This window comes from Leucobacter sp. M11, assembly GCF_035726885.1.
Classification (GTDB): Bacteria; Actinomycetota; Actinomycetes; order Actinomycetales; family Microbacteriaceae; genus JAPFRB01.
Genome location: NZ_JAPFRB010000001.1, coordinates 467,928 through 472,202 on the forward strand (window position 1 = coordinate 467,928; position 4,275 = coordinate 472,202).

The 4,275-nt window shown below is 70.2% G+C and carries 5 protein-coding genes; 3 read left to right on the forward strand and 2 right to left on the reverse strand.

What is annotated here, in order from left to right; all coding sequences use genetic code 11:
* The coding region (locus tag OOT08_RS02385; protein ID WP_325090951.1) for an amidohydrolase at nt 1-1,086 on the forward strand (1,086 nt) is incomplete at its 5' end.
* Between the two features lie 87 nt (nt 1,087-1,173).
* Here OOT08_RS02385 and OOT08_RS19040 read toward each other — a convergent pair.
* Nucleotides 1,174-1,434: an ArsR/SmtB family transcription factor gene (locus OOT08_RS19040; protein ID WP_442916159.1), complete on the reverse strand. Its 261-nt coding sequence runs from the start codon at nt 1,432-1,434 to the stop codon at nt 1,174-1,176.
* Nucleotides 1,435-1,688: 254 nt separating this feature from the next.
* Here OOT08_RS19040 and arsB point away from each other — a divergent pair, with 254 nt between their 5' ends.
* Together arsB and OOT08_RS02400 are read left to right on the forward strand one after the other, a co-directional pair.
* The gene (gene arsB / locus OOT08_RS02395; protein ID WP_325090953.1) at nt 1,689-2,786 is read left to right on the forward strand and encodes an ACR3 family arsenite efflux transporter; all 1,098 of its coding nucleotides are present in this window, start codon (nt 1,689-1,691) and stop codon (nt 2,784-2,786) included.
* On the forward strand, nt 2,783-3,190 hold the full coding sequence (locus OOT08_RS02400; RefSeq protein WP_325090954.1) for an arsenate reductase ArsC: 408 nt from the start codon (nt 2,783-2,785) through the stop codon (nt 3,188-3,190). Before arsB ends, OOT08_RS02400 begins: the two co-directional genes overlap by 4 nt.
* Before the next feature lie 28 nt (nt 3,191-3,218).
* Here the strand turns inward: OOT08_RS02400 and OOT08_RS02405 are convergent, their stop codons facing one another.
* A complete protein-coding gene (locus OOT08_RS02405) occupies nt 3,219-3,980 on the reverse strand; it encodes a FadR/GntR family transcriptional regulator (RefSeq protein WP_325090955.1) in 762 nt (253 codons plus the stop codon).
* Between the last annotated feature and the right edge of the window lie 295 nt (nt 3,981-4,275).

Genomic DNA, 4,275 nt, shown 5'->3' on the forward strand with positions numbered 1-4,275 from the left:
AGCTGGGCCGAGCACGAGACCGCGGCGCACCTCGCCGAGGTGCTCCGCGCCGCCGGGCTCACCCCCGTCCCCTTCGCCGAGCGTTCCGCGCCCGACGGCTCCGTGCCCGACTACCCCGGCTTCACGGTGGACGTCGGGCCCGGCGAGCCGCTGATTGGCCTGCGCGCCGACCTCGACGGACTCGTCCACGAGACGCCGGAGGGCACCGTGCTCGCCCACTCCTGCGGCCACGACGCGAACCTCGCGGTCGTCACCGAGACGATGCTCCGCCTCGCGGAGCTGGGGCCGCGGCTCCGCCACGGGGTCCGCGCGATCTTCCAGCCCGCCGAGGAACGCGGCAACGGGGCGGAGTCCGTCGCGGCCCTCGGGGTCACCGATCGCCTCCGGGGCCTGCTCGGGGTGCACCTGCGGCCCGGCACCGAGCTGCCCGCACCCCGCTTCACCCCGGCGATCTCGCACGGGGCCTGCCTCTTCGCCCGCGGCGTCGTGACCGGGCCGGACGTGCACGGCGCGCGGCCGCACCTCGGGGTGAACGCGGTCGAGGTGCTCGCCGAGCTCACCCAGGCCGTCGCCGCGCTCCGCGTCGACCCCCAGGTCCCGGCGTCGGCGAAGCTCACGCACGTGAGCGCCGGCGGCGAGAACCTGAACGTCATCCCGGGGTCCGCGAGCTTCGGCCTGGACCTGCGCGCGCAGTCGAACGAGGCGATGGCCCGCCTGCGGGACGGGGTGGAGCGGATCGCCGCGAGCCTCGCCGACCGGCACGGCGTCGGCCTCGAGCTGGCCTTCGAGGACCACGTGCCCGCCGCGGTCATCGGGCCGGAGGCGGAGGCGCTGCTTGCCCGCTCGATCGCGCAGGTGGCCGGGCCGGACGCGCTCGCGCCGCGCTCGATCACCTCGGGCTCGGACGATTTCCACTGCTATACGTTGCGCGACCCGGCGCTGCCCGCCGCGATGCTCGGCATCGGCGCGGACGTCTCCCCCGGCCTGCACGACCCGGCGATGCGCTACGACCGTTCCCGGCTCGACCCGGCCGCGGCGGTCCTCGTCGCGGCGTGCCTCGCGGCCGAGGATCTGCCGGAGCGGTAACGCCCCACGACGCGGTGGTTGTGGCTGACGATGGCCGCTCGCCAACGCCAACCACCGCGTCCCGGTCGGCACCGGGGGCGTGACTCGCTACGGGGCTCTTGACGCCAGCGGTCTCAGCGTCTCGACGAGGTCGTCCAGGGCGCCGGGAACGAGCGAATAGTAGGCCCAGACGCCCCGCTTCTCTCGGCGCAGAAACCCCGCGTCCTGCAACACCCGCAGGTGGTGCGAGACCGTGGGTTGCCCGAGGCCCAGGGGCTCGGTGAGATCGCAGACACAGGTCTCAGATTCGGGGGTCGCCGCGATCAGGGACAGCAGCCGGAGGCGGCTGGGATCCGCCAGAGCCTTCACGCGAGTGGCGAGGGCCAGCGCCGCTTCGGCACCCAGGCCGTCGCCCCTCCCCCTCGGGGAACAGTGAGCATCGGCTGCGGGAGCGGCCGGGGGCGCGCCCCCCGGTGCGGCTCGCTGATCACCGCAGGGAGTCGAGATCGCGTTCATTCAGGCGCTCCTGCCGTCCGGCCAGACGAAATTGACAAGGGTCATGAGCACCAACCATACTCGACACATCGACAAGCGTCGATGTGAAGACGTCGTGGAGATGACCTGTGCGCCAACCCGCCCCCGCAGAGCCGGGTGTCCTGTCCGCGGAACTCGCCACGCGCGATCGCTTCCTGTTTGTCTGGATCCTTGCCGCCATGCTGCTCGGGCTCGGACTCGGACGCCTCATTCCCGGCCTCGGGGCCGCGCTCGACTCGATCCGGGTCGCGGGCGTCTCCCTGCCCATCGCACTGGGCCTGATGATCATGATGGTTCCCGTGCTTTCCCAGGTGCGCTACTCCGCAACCAGGCGCGTCTTCGGGGACCGCAGACTGCTGGTGGCCTCCCTCCTCATCAACTGGATCCTCGCCCCCGCGTTCATGTTTGTGCTCGCCTGGGTCTTCCTGCCCGATCTGCCGGAGTACCGCACCGGATTGATCATCGTGGGGCTGGCTCGCTGTATCGCAATGGTGCTCCTCTGGAATGATCTCGCGTGCGGAGACCGAGAAGCCGCGGCCGTGCTCGTGGCGATCAACTCGCTGTTTCAGGTGGCTGCCTTCGGCGCGCTGGGATGGTTTTACCTGCAGGTCCTGCCGGGGTGGCTCGGCTTGCCGACCTCCAGCGCCGAATTCTCCCTGTGGGCCATCACCCTCTCGGTGCTCGTGTTTCTCGGCATCCCGCTCGTCCTCGGGTATCTGACTCGCACCCTCGGGGAACGGGCCAGGGGTCGCGACTGGGTTGAGGATGTCCTGCTCCCGAAGCTCAGCCCCTGGGCACTGCGCGGACTGCTCTTCACCGTCGTGCTCCTGTTCGCGCTGCAGGGCGAGGCCATCGCCGCGAGACCGCTCGACGTGGCACGGATCGCACTCCCACTCCTGGTCTACTTTGTCGTGGTGTTTGGGGCGTCGATGCTCGCCGGTCGCGTGCTCGGGCTGGGATATCCCCGCGCAACCACCCTCGCCTTTACCGCCGCCGGGAACAACTTTGAGCTCGCCATCGCGGTGGCGATCGCCACGTTTGGCGTCACGAGCGGAGAGGCCTTGGCCGGAGTCGTCGGTCCGCTGATCGAGGTCCCCGTCCTGGTTGGACTCGTCTCGGTGGCGCTCTGGTCCCGTCGCTTCTTCCCGTCGCCCTCAGTCGTCGACTCGCAGCGGGTCGCTGCATGACCCGCAGACCAACGGTTCTCTTCGTGTGCGTCCACAACGCTGGCCGTTCCCAAATGGCGGCGGCCTACCTGACGACGCTTTCGGACGGTCGCATCGACGTTCGCTCTGCGGGGTCGGCACCCGCTGCGACGATCAATCCTGTGGCCGTCGCGGCAATGCGGGAGGAGGGCATTGATCTCTCAGCCGAGGTCCCAACGATCCTCACGACCGAGGCCGTCTGGGCCTCCGATGTGGTCATCACGATGGGGTGCGGCGACTCCTGCCCGTTCTTCCCCGGCAAACGGTACGAGGACTGGCCCCTCGAAGACCCGGCGGGGCGCGGGATAGACGCGGTCCGGGTGATCCGCGACGACATTCGCGCGCGCGTTGAGCTCCTGATCGCCGAGCTGTTGCTCGCCGGGTAACGCGGCTGCCGCGCCGGGCCCGAGCGGGCTACTCCGGGGAGGCGAGCACCTCGATCGAGGCGCGGCCGGCCTCGCTCAGCAGCGGCGCGTAGCGGTCGGCGACCGCCCGGCGGGCGAGCGCCGCGGCGCGGCGGGCGTCCCCCGCCTCGATCGCGTCAAAGAGCGTGCGGTCGATGCGGGCGGACTCCAGCTTGACCCGGTTATCGTGGTGCTCGCCCTCGGCGTCGCGCTGCATCATCCCGATGAGGATGCCGGAGACCGCCTGACCGCTCATGTGCAGGATCTGATTCCCGCTGGCGGCCCAGACCGCCTCGTGGAAGTCGAGGTCGGCGCTCGCGAAGTCCTCGGCGTTCGTCTCGGCGGCTGCGGCCATGCGCTCGACCGCGGCCCGCATCGTCTCCAGCTGCTCCGCGCTGCGCGCCTGGGCGGCGAGCGCGAAGGACGACCCCTCCAGCACGATGCGGAATTGGACGAGCTCCTCGATGGACAGCGCGGCGGTGCCGAGCATCGTGTGGAAGGAGCGCCGCAGGGTCTTCGGCGAGGGCGCGAGCACGAGCGGGCCGCCCCGGGTGCCGGGCTTTGACTCGACGAGCCCCATGCTCTGTAGGACCCGGAGGGCCTCGCGGACGGTCGGGCGGCTCACGCTGAACTGCACCATGAGTTCGCGCTCGCTCGCGAGTTGCGAGCCGACGGGCAGATCGCCGGACAAGATGGCCTGCTCGATCTGCTCCACGATGCGCTGATAGGTGTGCACCGGCACGGCGGGCGAAAAGCTGTGCGTGTTCGTCACCAGTCTGCTCTCTCCTCGGTCGTGTCCGCTTCCGGCGTCAGCGTCGGAGGGGCACGATGGCTGCACCGATCCTATCGCTTTCGGGCTCCCCGGCAGTGGCCTTACCATGTATCCTAGTTTCAGGGCCGCGCCTGGGGATCCGTCAATGATGATAGTTTCCGAGGTGTCACCGCACCACGAGCGCACCCCACCGATGAGCACACCCCGCCCGTCACCCAGAATGATCGAGCACGGTCCCGGCCACCGCTCCGAATACGATTAGGAAGCAACGATGCGACGTAAGCATTCTCTGACC

What these genes read in the sequence shown, in the direction of transcription:
- OOT08_RS02400 (WP_325090954.1), top strand. Translation starts at nt 2,783, where the DNA reads ATGACCCGCAGACCAACGGTTCTCTTCGTGTGCGTCCACAACGCTGGC.